General features: G+C 36.1%; 12 protein-coding genes and 1 pseudogene. 8 read left to right on the top strand and 5 right to left on the bottom strand.

Annotation, left to right across the window (positions count from 1 at the left end; genetic code table 11):
* Positions 1-2: 2 nt before the first annotated feature.
* Positions 3-575, top strand: a complete 573-nt coding sequence (locus GGG_RS0106500) for a PilZ domain-containing protein (RefSeq protein ID WP_010113226.1) — start codon at positions 3-5, stop codon at positions 573-575.
* Between the two features lie 54 nt (positions 576-629).
* Here GGG_RS0106500 and GGG_RS0106495 read toward each other — a convergent pair whose 3' ends face one another.
* Complete coding sequence (locus GGG_RS0106495) at positions 630-1,538, bottom strand: DMT family transporter (protein WP_010113224.1); 909 nt, start codon at positions 1,536-1,538, stop codon at positions 630-632.
* A 56-nt stretch (positions 1,539-1,594) separates the two neighbouring features.
* Positions 1,595-2,083 carry a YaiI/YqxD family protein gene (locus GGG_RS0106490; RefSeq protein WP_138920263.1) on the bottom strand — a complete coding sequence of 163 codons (489 nt, stop codon included), beginning with the start codon at positions 2,081-2,083 and terminating at the stop codon, positions 1,595-1,597.
* Between the two features lie 668 nt (positions 2,084-2,751).
* Here GGG_RS0106490 and GGG_RS0106485 point away from each other — a divergent pair.
* The gene (locus GGG_RS0106485) at positions 2,752-3,681 is read left to right on the top strand and encodes a hypothetical protein (RefSeq protein WP_010113221.1); all 930 of its coding nucleotides are present in this window, start codon (positions 2,752-2,754) and stop codon (positions 3,679-3,681) included.
* 821 nt (positions 3,682-4,502) lie between these two features.
* On the opposite strand, the gene serC is transcribed toward GGG_RS0106485, so the two are convergent.
* From serC to GGG_RS0106470, 3 genes are all read right to left on the bottom strand, one after another.
* Entirely contained in the window at positions 4,503-5,582 is a 1,080-nt protein-coding gene (serC, locus tag GGG_RS0106480; RefSeq protein ID WP_010113219.1) for a 3-phosphoserine/phosphohydroxythreonine transaminase, read from the bottom strand.
* Between the two features lie 151 nt (positions 5,583-5,733).
* Entirely contained in the window at positions 5,734-6,156 is a 423-nt protein-coding gene (locus tag GGG_RS0106475; protein WP_227500489.1) for a GNAT family N-acetyltransferase, read from the bottom strand.
* A 196-nt stretch (positions 6,157-6,352) separates the two neighbouring features.
* Entirely contained in the window at positions 6,353-6,766 is a 414-nt protein-coding gene (locus tag GGG_RS0106470) for an SRPBCC domain-containing protein (protein WP_010113214.1), read from the bottom strand.
* Between the two features lie 202 nt (positions 6,767-6,968).
* Here GGG_RS0106470 and GGG_RS0106465 point away from each other — a divergent pair, with 202 nt between their 5' ends.
* The 6 genes and pseudogenes from GGG_RS0106465 to GGG_RS0106440 form a co-directional block, all read left to right on the top strand.
* Positions 6,969-8,462 carry a TolC family protein gene (locus GGG_RS0106465; RefSeq protein WP_010113213.1) on the top strand — a complete coding sequence of 498 codons (1,494 nt, stop codon included), beginning with the start codon at positions 6,969-6,971 and terminating at the stop codon, positions 8,460-8,462.
* Between the two features lie 267 nt (positions 8,463-8,729).
* Positions 8,730-9,689: pseudogene (locus GGG_RS0106460) on the top strand (HlyD family secretion protein); the annotation flags it as partial.
* A gap of 2 nt (positions 9,690-9,691) precedes the next feature.
* Positions 9,692-10,825 carry an ABC transporter permease gene (locus tag GGG_RS0106455; protein WP_010113209.1) on the top strand — a complete coding sequence of 378 codons (1,134 nt, stop codon included), beginning with the start codon at positions 9,692-9,694 and terminating at the stop codon, positions 10,823-10,825.
* Positions 10,818-11,936 carry an ABC transporter permease gene (locus GGG_RS0106450; protein WP_010113207.1) on the top strand — a complete coding sequence of 373 codons (1,119 nt, stop codon included), beginning with the start codon at positions 10,818-10,820 and terminating at the stop codon, positions 11,934-11,936. Before GGG_RS0106455 ends, GGG_RS0106450 begins: the two co-directional genes overlap by 8 nt.
* A 278-nt stretch (positions 11,937-12,214) precedes the next feature.
* Positions 12,215-13,504: a glutamate/aspartate:proton symporter GltP gene (gene gltP, locus GGG_RS0106445; protein ID WP_010113205.1), complete on the top strand. Its 1,290-nt coding sequence runs from the start codon at positions 12,215-12,217 to the stop codon at positions 13,502-13,504.
* Between the two features lie 149 nt (positions 13,505-13,653).
* Positions 13,654-13,914, top strand: a 261-nt coding sequence (locus GGG_RS0106440) for a hypothetical protein (protein ID WP_029574479.1), incomplete at its 3' end; no start/stop codon positions are given.

Here is a 13,914-nt window from a genome sequence, read left to right as displayed (position 1 = left end):
TTATGGAAGCGTTACAGCATCAAAATGAAACGAATGAACGTCGAGTAATGTCGCGTATAGATGCTGCATTAAGAATCAACTATCAAGTCATTTCTGAAGAAGTTGCGCTGAACGATCCATATGATTCTAACTTTGTATTACCGCGCTATTTTCTACTACTTGCAGAATTAGATCAATTTGATCATGCACTTCACTACGAATTAGAACAATTAAATGAAAAAGATCAACAAATTGCTCGAATCTTATCCTTATTCAATCAAAAGTTAAACCTCATTACTGGTTCTATTTACGACTCTATTGTACAAACCATGTTACCAACACCACAAAAAGTTAACTTTTCAGAGAGTGGTTTTAGCTTTACCAGTCAGCAACATTTAAAACAAGGCACCTATATTCATGTTGCATTGAGTCATCCTGAAAACTTTTTCCATATTGCAGCGACAGCTCAAATTGCCTATTCAGAAAGTGTGGAAAATGAACAATATCGTGTTGGCGCATATTTTATAACACTACATCCGCAAGATAGAGTTAAGCTTGCTGAATGTATTCAGCTCAATGTGATACCAACCAATTGAAATATGTGATGGCTTTTAAAATAATAATTTTAAAACGCTGATCTTACTTAAAAACTAAGCTTTGATTTTTCGAGCGAGTAATCTACTCGCTTTAAAATCTTTATAGAAATATAAAAATAATCCAAAAATTAAAACGGCAGCCCCAGCAAATACAGTAATGGTTAATTTCTCATCATTTAAGATTGCGCCAAAAAACATCGCTAACATTGGCGTCATCACTGTCGTTAACGATAACGTTGTGGCTTTAATATTCTGTACCAATTTGAAATAACAGAACATTGCCAATAGCGATGCCATCAATACCGTATAAATCAAAGCAAAGAGCGATTGATGATTTGGCATATGTGTCGGCGCATATTGCCAAATAAATGGTACAATACACATTGCAGCAAAAGTAGAAATAAGAATTGAACCCGTTGCTTGTGCCATCGGTTCAATTTGCGCATTCACAGATTTAACCCAGTAAATGGACAATGAATATGCGAATACACTCAGTAACATCAACCCGATTCCAATCGGATGAACATGCTGACTTTGACCACCACTGGTGCAAATAATAGCTAAACCTGCAACAGATATAGCCATCCCAATCCATTGTAGCGTATAAAGTTTTTGTTGAAATCCAAAGCGGCCAATTAAACCCGCCATAATCGGAGCAAGTCCAAACATTAAAGCAATGATGCCTGAACTCAGATATTTTGTTGCAGCATAAGTAAAAATTTGAGAACCAATTAAACTCAATGAACCTGCCAAATAACTGTGCAAGGCAATTTTATTGAAAGGTAATTTTATTTTAAGTAAAAGCAAAACAGCACAAGCGATCGGCAAAGCAATAAAAAAGCGTAACACCAATGCCCACATCAAATGTAAATCAGACACACTCCAGACGATTGCCAATGGTGTACTTGCCCAAATGAAGACCAATAAAACATAAGTCATCATCAGGTTTGATTTGGAAGGCATACAGTTTCCTAATGGGTCAACGATAAGAGAATATTACTCAAATCATTTAAAGTCACTTAAACAGACGTTTTACGTTTTTGTTTCAAAATCGTTTGATCCAAGCTACTGGAAAACTCACGTTTATCACGTTCTGAAATCGGTGGCGGTCCACCAGTTTGTACCCCAGCACCACGCAAAGTATCCATAAAATCACGTAAATGTAACCGTGCTTTGACATTGGCAGATGTATAAACCTCACCACGTGGATGAATCGCAACACCTCCCTTTTCAATCACTTGAGCAGCTAAAGGAATATCTTGCGTAATGACAATGTCATGTACATTCATACGATCAACGATTTCTTGATCTGCTTGGTCTGCACCAGCCATGGCTTGAATTGAATTAATTCGAACCGATGGTGTGATCCCTAGGGGTTGATTGGCAACAAACGTCACTTCTAATTGATAACGATCAGAAGCTCGTAGAATGACTTCACGAAGGATTTTAGGTAATGCATCTGCATCGACCCAAAGTTTAAATGGCAACACACAATTTCTCAGCTTTATTGCATGTAATTAGTTTAACAAAATGTGAGAGAACTTACTTTAACGCTTTTGCTCAAATCCTAATTTTTGAATGCTTAAGTTGTATGATTCAGTTGAATACTTAAATAACCTGAGTTCGAGATAAAATATATTCCCAACTAGATACGCGGAAACGTCAGTCGCATTGTTCGAGGCATGAGGAATATATTCCGCAAGATCTGTAATATACTGTTTTTGCGATATATTAAGTACTTGATAGTATCTGTCGAGTGGGCGACTGACAAATGGTTTTGCCTACTTTTCCCGAAAGCCTTGCGAGGTAGTACCTCTCAGGTCGAACCTGAGCGAGATTGAAATATATTTCAAGTGAAGTGCAAGACGAAGTAGGTTAATCCTTACATTTGACTTTTAAACGGTAAAACTCCGCTGTGCCTGATCTATCTTTTCAATAACTTATATCAAAGCTTATCCCGAACTGACGTTAAATAGAATGATTGTATTGAATCGTTTAAGGTTGATAATTCAAATTAAATGGCTGTAGTTATTTCTCATTTGGTTAATTTTAAAACAAATCAAAGCGGATTTAGCTTAAAAATATGGTTTTCATAGTGATTTTACATTTTAAGACTTGAAATATAACAATCACCCTCGATTTAATGTAATAAGAGCAGCATGAATCAATTGCAAATATGAACAATCAAAACAGACCAGAAATAATTACGATTGAAGATCAGACTTTTGGTAGTCATGTCGAGCATTGGAACCTACTGACAGAAAATCCAACAACTGAAGTACCTAAATGGTTAGGCCTCGCACTCGATGCGCCAATTATGCCTATGGGGATCTGCGCAAAAGAATGCGATATGGATGAATCTGTCTGGCTTATTCAAGGTCCAAGTGGCGCTCCTGTACAGCTATGCCAAGTCATTGATGTCGAAAATAATAAGCCCAAAGCGGTAAAAACTGCATTCCCGAGTTTTGAAAGCCCGTATCAGCTGACTGCCTCGATTGACCGAATTATTACCTGTAAAACCAACACACAAGCCGTCTTATCTTTAAAAGTAGGAAGCAACAGTGTGGTTTATGCTTTTGACAGTTTATATAGTGTCAATAGTCATCAATATCAACGTGATCAGCAATACAAAGTGCAACTCAATGCATGGGCATATGAACTTGAAAAAGTTTCAGATCATGAACAAATTATTGTCGATGACCCTGCTTCAATTAAACACCATCGCGCACTCAACGATATTCTTTCGCAAAATAATGGTATTGCACCTGAAAACTTGCAAGAACAGATTGATGCATGGCAACCTAAATCTGATGATGATAACGCCCCTGTTACCGTTGATTTTTCGAAAATGGTGGCTTATCTCTACGGCGAAACTTTGGGTCAAGAAGATGAAGCATGGTTCCAAGGCAAAGTTGTTGGTAAAACTTCAATGGAGTTTATGCAACAAGAATATACGCTCTATGATGTCACTTTGATTTTAGAAGAAGATCAACCTGCCATTTTAGTACGTATAGCGACTAAAGATCCTGCATTCAAGAACTTTGAAATTGGACAATATATCCGTGGCAATATCTGGATTCAGGCGAATATCTACTCTGAGAAATAATCTATTGTGAATCAAATCACTTAAATCTAAAAAGCATGATATGTGAATATCATGCTTTTTTATTGAGGTATTCATTGTTGAATGAAAAATTTTATATTCGCTTATATTTTAAACAATACACGGTGTTTAAATTCATTTATAAAAAGTTATCCACATTTTAAATTCAAATCATGCCCATTAATATCAAATACTTTCTAAAGCCTGATAAAATCGATTCATTTTAAATATTCTAAATACACAGTTATCTTTCAACCTCTAAGAATAATGAATTTAAAATAATATTTGATTAAACGATTTATGATATTTAAATTAAAATATTTTAAATCAACAAATTATAAAATTATAAAAGGGTTTTCGTTAGCTCCATGCTCAGTATTTTATTCAAAATACGAATAATAAAACGAAGTTATCCACAATATATCCACAAATTAATTATTTTAAATTCAAAATCACTCAAAATATATTGGGTTAATATATTTATAATCGTTGAATTAATGTAAATTAGTGCTTTATTTAACCAATATTTTATGTTAAAAATACGACGAACCAATAGGATTTAACAATAATTTTAAAATCTAGGCTCAGTAATGAAAATTATACCTGAACAATCGACTAGTCTTATTAGCGAAAATAGTGGTTTTCGCTTACGTTTGGATAAAGGAGCTTGCTGCTTTTTTGTTCTGGGGATGTTTTTGGCCGCAATGATCATTCATATTCTAGGCATTTTTCCATCGACCTGATTTATAATCTAATAACACATATATAAAAAATCCTTCAAAGTGAAGGATTTTTTATTTCTAAATCTTTTTTAAAATTATGGATTAAGCATTGCGCTTAGCAAAGTCATCCATAAAGTTAACCAATGCCTGAACACCTTCCAAAGGCACAGCATTGTAAATGCTCGCACGCATCCCCCCCACTGAACGGTGACCTGCAAGATTCAATAAATGGTTTTCTTCAGCTTCTTTCAAAAACAATTTATCTAAAGATTCATCTGCCAAAGTAAAAGGCACATTCATGATTGAACGGTTTGGAATCGCGATTGGGTTATTATAAAAATCACTTGAATCAATATAACCATAAAGTAATTTAGATTTTTCCAAATTGATTTTGTGCATTGCGTCTACACCGCCCTGCTCAAGTAACCATTCAAAAACTAAACCTGATAAATACCATGCATAAGTTGCAGGTGTATTCACCATTGACTCATTCTTAGCTTGAGCACCATATTTTAATAGACTTGGAATTTCAGGTTTCGCTTGATCAAGCAAATCATCACGTACGATCACCAAGGTTAAACCTGCTGGACCGATATTTTTTTGCGCACCTGCATAAATCAAACCAAATTTAGACACGTCTAAAGGCGCAGATAAAATACTTGATGATAAATCAGCAACCAAAGGTTTATCTGTTACAGGAATATTGGCAAATTGAATACCACCAATGGTTTCATTTTCAGCATAATGCACATAAGCTGCATCATTCGATAAGTTCCATTGGCTTTGGTCACTGATCGCAAGTTTGCCATCAATCGTTGTACCCGCTTCAATGACATTAATATCGCCATAACGTTGCGCTTCTTGAGTCGCTTTTTCAGACCAAATACCCGTATGAATATAGTCTGCTTTTGAGTTTTTACCCAAAAGATTCAAAGGAATTGCAGAAAACTGAAGTGATGCGCCGCCTTGTAAAAACAAAACTTTGTAATTTTCAGGGATGTTCATTAACTTGCGAAGATCTGCTTCTGCTTTTTCAGCGACAGCCACATAGTCTTTACTACGGTGGCTCATTTCCATGATGGATAAACCTTTACCATGCCAATCTAACATCTCTTGTTGAGCTTTTTCTAAAACGGCAGTAGGTAATGCAGCAGGACCAGCACAGAAATTGTACGCGCGCATGATTTTTCCCTTTATAAAAGTGAAACGAATGAAATAGGCGCATTTAACCACAAAACGGCTGTTCTTGCAGTAGCTTTGTCAGTCAATCTTTCAATGTGTTTGACAATTTACAGTTGAGATTTCAATAATAAAGACCAGTCAACCACAGACTTTAAGTCCGTTTGACTGGTTTAGGAATATGGTAAGTCATCGAATTGTATTTCGGCTGTTGACAACAATAGTTTGCAAAACCATTTAAAGATTCAGCAATCTGTCGACTTGAATGGTTTTCGACAGCTACAGGATAAATAAAATGTTCAAAGTCGTTCCTTGTTGAAGCCCAATCCACAATCGTGGTGACAGCTTCTTTTCCATAGCCAAAACCATGACGATCTTCTCGAATCCAAATACCCAGTTCAGGTGTTTTCCCTAGAGTTTCATGAAGTCCTACCAATCCTAAAAACTCATGATTTAATTTATGTCGAATCACAAAATTTAAATCAGAACCATCTTTGATTGTAGTTAACCATACTCGCCATATCACCTCGAAGGCTGCTTGATCTTGTGGTGGATCCCAAGACATATACTTTGTCAGCGTGGGTGTAATGTAGGCCTAACACTCCTCGGCATCATTTGATGTAAAAGGGTTCAATATCAAACGTGCAGAATCAATCATTATCATATTGATATATCAAATAAATTTAAAAAACTAATTCAGTCGTTAGTCGTTAAAAGCTGCTTTCAGTATTGTCCTGAATATTCTATTAAAACAGCTTTAAACAAGCTTTTAATTATGAATTCTGCTGTTCTACATATTGAGCAAAATTATTTAAAATCGCCTGCCAACCCGCTTGTTGCTGTTCAATTGGATATTGATTCTCTGGGTCAAAACTAATTTTGACCAATACTGCATCATTTTTTTGTTCAAAAGTAATTTCAGCGGTACGATCCCCAAATGAATAGGCAATTTTTTCATGTGGAATGACTTCTGTATACGTTCCTGCAAAGTCAAATCCCATACTGCCATCTTTAGCTTCCATGCGATTTGAAAATTGACCACCAACACGTAAATCATTGACAGAATTTACCGTATGCCAGTCTGGCGAAGCAGTATTCCACTGTTCAATATCTTGAGGATTGTTATAGATCTGCCAGACCTGCTCGATGGGTGCCTTCACTTGCGACTCAACTGTAATTTTTGTCATTTCCACTTCACCTAATTTTTATTGAAAATATGATTGAAAATTCTATTCCGTATTTAGAATATTCACTCTTTTTCAGTCAAGCAATATTTACAAAATACACGCTACAAAAACCACACATTTATCACCCTACTTTTAGATTATTTATTCTAGTCAATAAAGGTTAGAATGTTTTAAATACAAACAAATACTGATGATTTTTCAGATGAAATTTACAACACTATATTCTCGAAAAGCATTATCTAAATCTGTACAGCACATCACTTTATTGGGTATTTTTTCGTGTATCGTCAGTCACAGTTTTGCTGAAAACCTAAGTTACACACAAGCTGAACAGTATTTTTTGGAGCATTCTTATACCACGCAAGCCAATGATGCTTTAAACCAAGCTTCTAAACTTCAAGCAGATGCCGTTAAAAATCTAGGTTTACCACGTGTCGATTTGAATGTTCGTGCTTATAAATTTCATACTGAAACAGATATTCCACTCAATGGGATAAAAAATAATTTAGAACAAACACTTTCTCAAGGGGTGAATGAACGTGTCGATCAATGGCAATCTCAGGAAAATATTCCTTCGACCATTACCGATCCTTTAAAAGACGGCTTGGCACAAGGTATCCACAGTGGAATTGGTTTAATTCCAGATACGGCAAATGTTGTCTTGGAAGATGAAGTCGTCCGTCCGACTGTATCGGTGATGATGCCGATTTATACAGGTGGTATCACTACTACGACTAAGCAAATTGCGAATTTAAAAGCTGAACGAAGCCAGCTCGATTCTAAACAACAACAAGATATACAACGCTTTGAGGTGATTCGTGCCTATTTTAATGTACAACTGCAACAGCAACTTTTAGAAGCAAGTCGTTTAAATTTATCAACAATGCAACAGCACTACGACAATGCTTTAAAGTTTGAAAAACAAGGGTTTATTAGCAAAGGACAACGAATGCAATTTGAAGTTGCGCGAAATAATGCACAACGCAACTATCAAAATGTTGTAGCGAATGTACAGTCCAGTCAATTTCAACTCAAAAATTTGTTAAATAAACAATCGATTGACCAACTCACTACCCCGCTTTTCGTCAATCGCCAACACAGCCAGTCCTTAGATCAATTACTGGCATCCTACCCCGAAACTTCCAGTTTAGTTCGTAAAATGCAAATGGACACACAACTGGCCAATCAAAATATTAAACTACAAAGTGCGGCAAAAAAACCAAGCGTGTTTGCTTTTGGCGAATATAGCTTAGATCAAGATCAAAACTGGATCGTTGGGGTTGCGGCACGTTATAACTTATTTTCAGGCATAGATAAGAATAAAAATGTCCAAGCCGCTGAACTACAACGCTATGCAACGGAACTCTTAACTGCACGTACACAGCAAGAAATTGAGAATGTGATTTATAAATCCTATAGCGAATTGAACTCAGCCCAACAAAGCAATCTATTACTGCAACAAAATGAACAAGCTGCGCAAGAAAATTTAAGAATTCAAACCCTTTCTTTTAAAGAAGATATGGGAACCGCAACACAAGTGATTGATGCTCAAGATCAATTGAGCGCTTTAAGAGCTGAAAAAGCACTGAATGCTTATAAATATGTGATATCGCTCGCTACACTACTCCAAAGCCACGGCTCTATTGATCAGTTTAGTCGCTTTATCAATCAATCAAATACCGATTATCTTCGTTAGGATGAATAAAAAATGACACAAAAAAATACTCATCCAGACACAACAAATGACAATGCTCAAAACGAGCACCCACTGGATTCTAAACAAACTGTGGAGTCAAAACCTTCGATATCATCACAAGACGATTCATCAGAAAATGAATCAAACCCACCATTACACTCTGAAAATTTAAATACAAATCATGAGAATGAAGCACAATCTAAAGCAGATGCAGAAACTGTAACGCCAACACCTCCTTCAAAAAAGAAAGCAATCATTGCAATTGCTGCGATTCTGTTGATTGCTCTACTAGGACTGATTGCATTTGGTTTATGGAAAAGTTATCAACCTAAAACCATTGATGTACAAGGTCGTGTTGAAGCAGAAACGTTACATGTGAGCACTAAAGTGCCAAGTCGAATTGAAGGTATTTTCGTACACGATGGACAGAAGATTAAAAAGGGACAGCTACTTGTCACTTTAAGCAGTCCTGAAATTGCAACAAGTAAGCAACAAGCTTTAGCTGGATTACAATCTGCGCTTGCCTTACAAGCTTCGGTGGATCGTGGTACTCAGCAAGAAAATATCGACAGTTTATATGCCAATTGGCAAAGCTTAAAAGCACAAGAGAACCTTGCCAAAACAACGTTTAACCGTGGTCAAAATCTCTATCTACAAGGTGTCATTTCTCGTCAACGTCGTGATGAAATGCAAGCCGCTGCAATATCTGCTAGTCAACTCACAGAAGCATCGTATCAACAATATGCTCGAGCAAAACGTGGTAGCACTTCTGAACAAAAAAGCAGTGCTGATGCTCAAGTAGAAATTGCCAAAGCTGCTGTAACTGAAGCCAATGCCCTAGAAGCTGAAACTAAACTGTTTTCCCCGATCAATGGAACAGTTTCAAAAACCTATGGTAAACCTTCTGAACTCGTTGCGATGGGTATACCTGTTGTGAGTATTCTGCAAGATGATGAGCAATGGGTTAGTTTAAATGTACGAGAAGACCAGTATGCACAAGTCTATCAAGTGAAATCTTTAGATGGTTTTATTCCAGCACTCAATAAAACTGTTGCATTTAACATCAAAAATATTGATGCAGAAGGTGAATTCGCAACCATCAAAACCACACGTCAAACTGGTGGTTATGATATTCGTAGTTTTAAAATTAAATTAACACCTGCCGAACCATTAAGTGACTTAAAAGTAGGTATGAGTGTTATTTTCAAACTGAAAGAGAACCCATAAACATGTGGGCGAGCATGTTAAGAGAGTTTCGTTATCTCCTTCAACACAAGTGGGATTTGTGTTTAGTCACACTCGCTCCGCTGTTTGTTATCGTTCTATTTAGCAGCATGTTTTACTCAGGTAAAGCTGAGCATTTACCTATCGCGATTATTGACCAAGATCACAGCGAGCTGAGCCGAAATATTGAAAAACATTTAAGTCTAAACAGTTCAGTTCAAGTTTATCGCATTTCAGAAAATCAAAATGAAATTGAACGTTTAATCGATCAAACGAAGATTTGGGGTTATGTCCACATTCCCGAAGGTGCTGAACAACGGCTTGTACAAGCTCAGGATGCGCAAATCAGTATTGCATTCAACCAGTCTTATTTTAGTATTGGCAATACAATTTATTCTGCAATGTTGCTTTCTACCATAGAGGCTATTGCTGACTTTGCAAAAGATTCTTATTTTGAAAATAAAATCCCTTATGTGGAACTTTCGACAGCCAATGTCAAAATTTCCCCTTTATTTAACCCAAACCTGAATTATGAATTCTACCTAGAACCTTTCATGATCCCTGCAATTCTGCATTTGTTACTCTGCTGCTGTGTCGCTTTTGCTGTAGGTCAAGAGCTGAAATATGGAACAGTGAATCAATGGACGAATCATGGAACCGTATTTACAGCACTTTTCAGTAAAAGCTTAGTATATGTCCTGATCTTTTGCTTTTGGACATGGCTGTGGATGTTTTGGCTTGTGGTGATTCGAGGCTGGTTTATTGCAGGCAGTTTATGGGTGATTTTACTTGGACAATTTTTATTATTTAGTGCTTATGCCTTTATCAGTAGCACTGTCGTTTTAGCCACAAAGAACTTATCTAAAACCTTTGGATTTATTGCTGTATATGGCGGTTCATCTTTGAGCTTTGCTGGTGTGACTTTACCTCTGAATAATGCACCTATTTTTACTCAGTTTTGGGCAAATATTATTCCTTATACACCTTATGCGAAACTACAAACTGAACAATGGGTCATTGGAAGTCCTGTTTTTATTTCATTGATTCCTTTATTTATTTTGTCTTTGTATTGCATCTTTTATTTTGCAGTTTCGGCATTGCTCCTGAATAAAAATTTAAAGGAAGCAAATCATGGCTAAATTTTTCCGAAATCTGGCTAAATACTATATTGAAACTTTTAAGAATATTGCCAAAAACTCATCTATTTTAACCACAATGGTGCTTTCAGTATTTTTCTATAGTTTTTTCTACCCTGCTGCTTATCAGGCACAAACTGCTGAAAACCTTCCCATTATTGTTGTAGATGAAGAACAAAGTAATGTGAGCAATGCCATCATTACCCAGATTTCTAAAAGCCCAAATATCAAAATCACTGAAATAACCACAAATTTTGAAGAAGCGAAACAAATGGTTCAACAGCAAAAAGCTGATGGTATTTTGTTATTGCCTGAAAACTTATCTAATAGCATTATACGAGGTGAAGCTGGTGGCGTTGGCTTATATTTGAGTGGCGCATATTTTCTGAAAACCAAACAGATTGGTTTAGGACTTGCCACAGCAATTGAACATGCAATTGCCGAACAAGCAGAAAAGTTTGGCAAAATTTCACATTTCGAGCTATCTCTACCCATTCACCAAATTGCGCTGTTTAATCCACTTTCAGGTTATGGTAGTTATATTTTCCCTGCCGTTGCACCATTAATCATTCACCAAACTATTGTATTAGGCCTATGTATGTTGATTGCGGGTTATCGTGAACGCACATGGCGAGCAACCACTGCTGAGTTTTTTGGGATTTACTTCGCTGCATTGACCATTGGTTGTTTAGGTTGTTTTTATCTTTTTGGGTTTACATTTTGGTTAAATGATTATCCACGCGGTGGAAACTTTTGGGGAATGTTGATCGCTGTCCCTATTTTCATCAGCAGTGCGATTGCATTGGCTATGGTTTTGGCAAGTTATTTAGATATTTCTGAACGTGCTGGGCATTTAATTGTTTTTACCTCAATCCCATTATTTCTCCTTTCAGGTGCCGCTTGGCCACTCCAAGCCATGCCGATATGGATGCAATATTTCTCTGAATTACTTCCTTCCACGCAAGCAATCAATCTATTTATACAACTGAATCAAATGGGTACACCTATTGAACTGGTCATTCCTAAATTGATTTATTTAACCTGTTTTGCTGCAATATTCTTCATTTGGGCATTTTACCGTTTAACCAATTTGAACAATATTGATAAAAAATAGGAATAGGACATTCAAATATTATTTATAAAATTAATTAATCTAAATATTAGAATCGAATATTTAAATTAAACTGAATCAATTTCAAACGATCGAACTGAGTTTATGCAAAAAAAATAGTACAGTTGTGTAAATAAGCGCAAAATAGACCATTTTCGAAATACTCTGAACGTTCAGAATCTCCCACCCTAAAGTATCCATATGCTTTAGTGGGCGTTTTTTTGCGTTTTTTTCATTAGAGTGTTCCCTTTTCGCCAAAATCTGAATTTTAAGGGCTCAGTATGAAGAAAATGAAAATTAGCCTAGCTTGGCAAATTGTTATTGCGCTCTTTCTAGGTATTCTTGTCGGTGCTTTTCTGCACAATTCTCCTGAAATACGTGACGATATTGTTGCCAACTTCTTACAACCATTGGGTAAGATTTTTATCAATCTTATTAAAATGATTGTGGTCCCTCTTGTGCTTTCCATGCTGATTTTAGGAATTGCAAATGCTGGGGATAGCAAAAGTGTTGGTAAATTAGGTTTTAAAACCATTGTTTATTTTGAAGTCATTACGACTGTTGCAATTATTGTTGGTTTAGTTGCAGCGAATGTTTTCCAGCCGGGTGCTGGTATCGATATGTCAAAATTAACGACATCGGACATTTCACAATATCAACAGACCACTCAAGAGGTCAGTCATCAAGCACATGGTTTAGTGAATACTGTTCTTTCACTTATTCCATCTAATATTTTCGCTGCAATGAATGATGGACATATGCTTCCAATCATTTTCTTTGCTGTGATATTTGGTATTGGTTTGGGTTCTTTAGCCAATGAAACCAAGAAGCCATTGATTGATGTACTCCGAGCTGTTTCTGAAACGATGTTTAAAGTAACGCATATGATCATGATGTTTGCACCTTTTGGTGTATTCGGCTTGATCGCTGCGACTGTTGCAAACTTTGGTTTTAGCTCGCTTTTACCTTTGGTTAAACTCGCTGTTTTGGTTTATGCGACTATTCTGTTCTTTATCTTTATTGTGCTTGGTTTTGTGGCTAAATTCTGTGGTTTTAGTATTTGGACTATTATCAAAATCTTAAAAGATGAATTAATTCTTGCATATTCTACCGCAAGCTCTGAGACCGTTTTACCACGTATGATGGAAAAAATGGAAGCTTATGGTGCGCCAAAATCAATTACCAGTTTCGTTGTTCCTATTGGTTATTCTTTTAACTTAGATGGTTCTACGTTGTACCAAAGTATTGCAGCAATCTTTATTGCTCAACTTTATGGTATTGATTTGACGATTACGCAACAAATCGTTTTAGTGTTGACGTTGATGATTACCTCTAAAGGCATTGCAGGTGTTCCTGGTGTATCTTTTGTTGTACTGCTGGCAACATTGGGTAGCGTCGGTATTCCGCTTGAAGGTCTTGCGTTTATCGCTGGTATTGACCGTATCTTAGATATGGCGCGTACTGTGTTGAATGTGATTGGTAATGCACTTGCTGTTCTTGTCATTAGTAAATGGGAAGGCAAATTCGATACTGAGAAGCAAAAATCTTATAATTTTGATGCCACACATTAAGAATTTTTAAGATAGATAAGAACCACCTTCGGGTGGTTTTTTGTTGGCAAGTGTTTAGCATGCACTATTCCCAAAAGTTAGAAACTGGCATTTTTTTTGAATTTACTCTATATTTCTTTAACTTTACTATTTATGTTCATTGTATTCATATGTCAAATAAACAAAATCTAAATGATATAACATTAAATACAATTGAGAATATTGCAGATGAAGTTCTGTTCAAATCAGCAACTACATTATTAGAAGATATTACTAAGTCTGTACCTGTAGCATCTATAGTTCTTGGGTTAACTAAAGCCTATACCAATTATAAAAATGCAAAAGAACAAAAGCAATTGTTAGCCTTTATTCAAGAATCTCAAAATACAGACCCCGATTTTATTGAAAAATTCTTCAAAGATAAAACCAAT

The organism is Acinetobacter sp. P8-3-8, from assembly GCF_000214135.1.
Classification (GTDB): Bacteria; Pseudomonadota; Gammaproteobacteria; order Pseudomonadales; family Moraxellaceae; genus Acinetobacter.
Note: the sequence above shows the minus strand (reverse complement) of the source record. Positions and strands in the feature narration are given on the sequence as shown.

Excerpts from the sequence above, each read along its gene's own strand:
- gltP (WP_010113205.1), top strand. The coding sequence starts at position 12,215 with ATGAAGAAAATGAAAATTAGCCTAGCTTGGCAAATTGTTATTGCGCTC.
- GGG_RS0106465 (WP_010113213.1), top strand. The coding sequence starts at position 6,969 with ATGAAATTTACAACACTATATTCTCGAAAAGCATTATCTAAATCTGTA.
- serC (WP_010113219.1), bottom strand. The coding sequence starts at position 5,582 with ATGCGCGCGTACAATTTCTGTGCTGGTCCTGCTGCATTACCTACTGCC.
- GGG_RS0106455 (WP_010113209.1), top strand. The coding sequence starts at position 9,692 with ATGTGGGCGAGCATGTTAAGAGAGTTTCGTTATCTCCTTCAACACAAG.
- GGG_RS0106495 (WP_010113224.1), bottom strand. The coding sequence starts at position 1,538 with ATGCCTTCCAAATCAAACCTGATGATGACTTATGTTTTATTGGTCTTC.
- GGG_RS0106450 (WP_010113207.1), top strand. The coding sequence starts at position 10,818 with ATGGCTAAATTTTTCCGAAATCTGGCTAAATACTATATTGAAACTTTT.
- GGG_RS0106500 (WP_010113226.1), top strand. The coding sequence starts at position 3 with ATGGAAGCGTTACAGCATCAAAATGAAACGAATGAACGTCGAGTAATG.
- GGG_RS0106485 (WP_010113221.1), top strand. The coding sequence starts at position 2,752 with ATGAACAATCAAAACAGACCAGAAATAATTACGATTGAAGATCAGACT.
- GGG_RS0106470 (WP_010113214.1), bottom strand. The coding sequence starts at position 6,766 with ATGACAAAAATTACAGTTGAGTCGCAAGTGAAGGCACCCATCGAGCAG.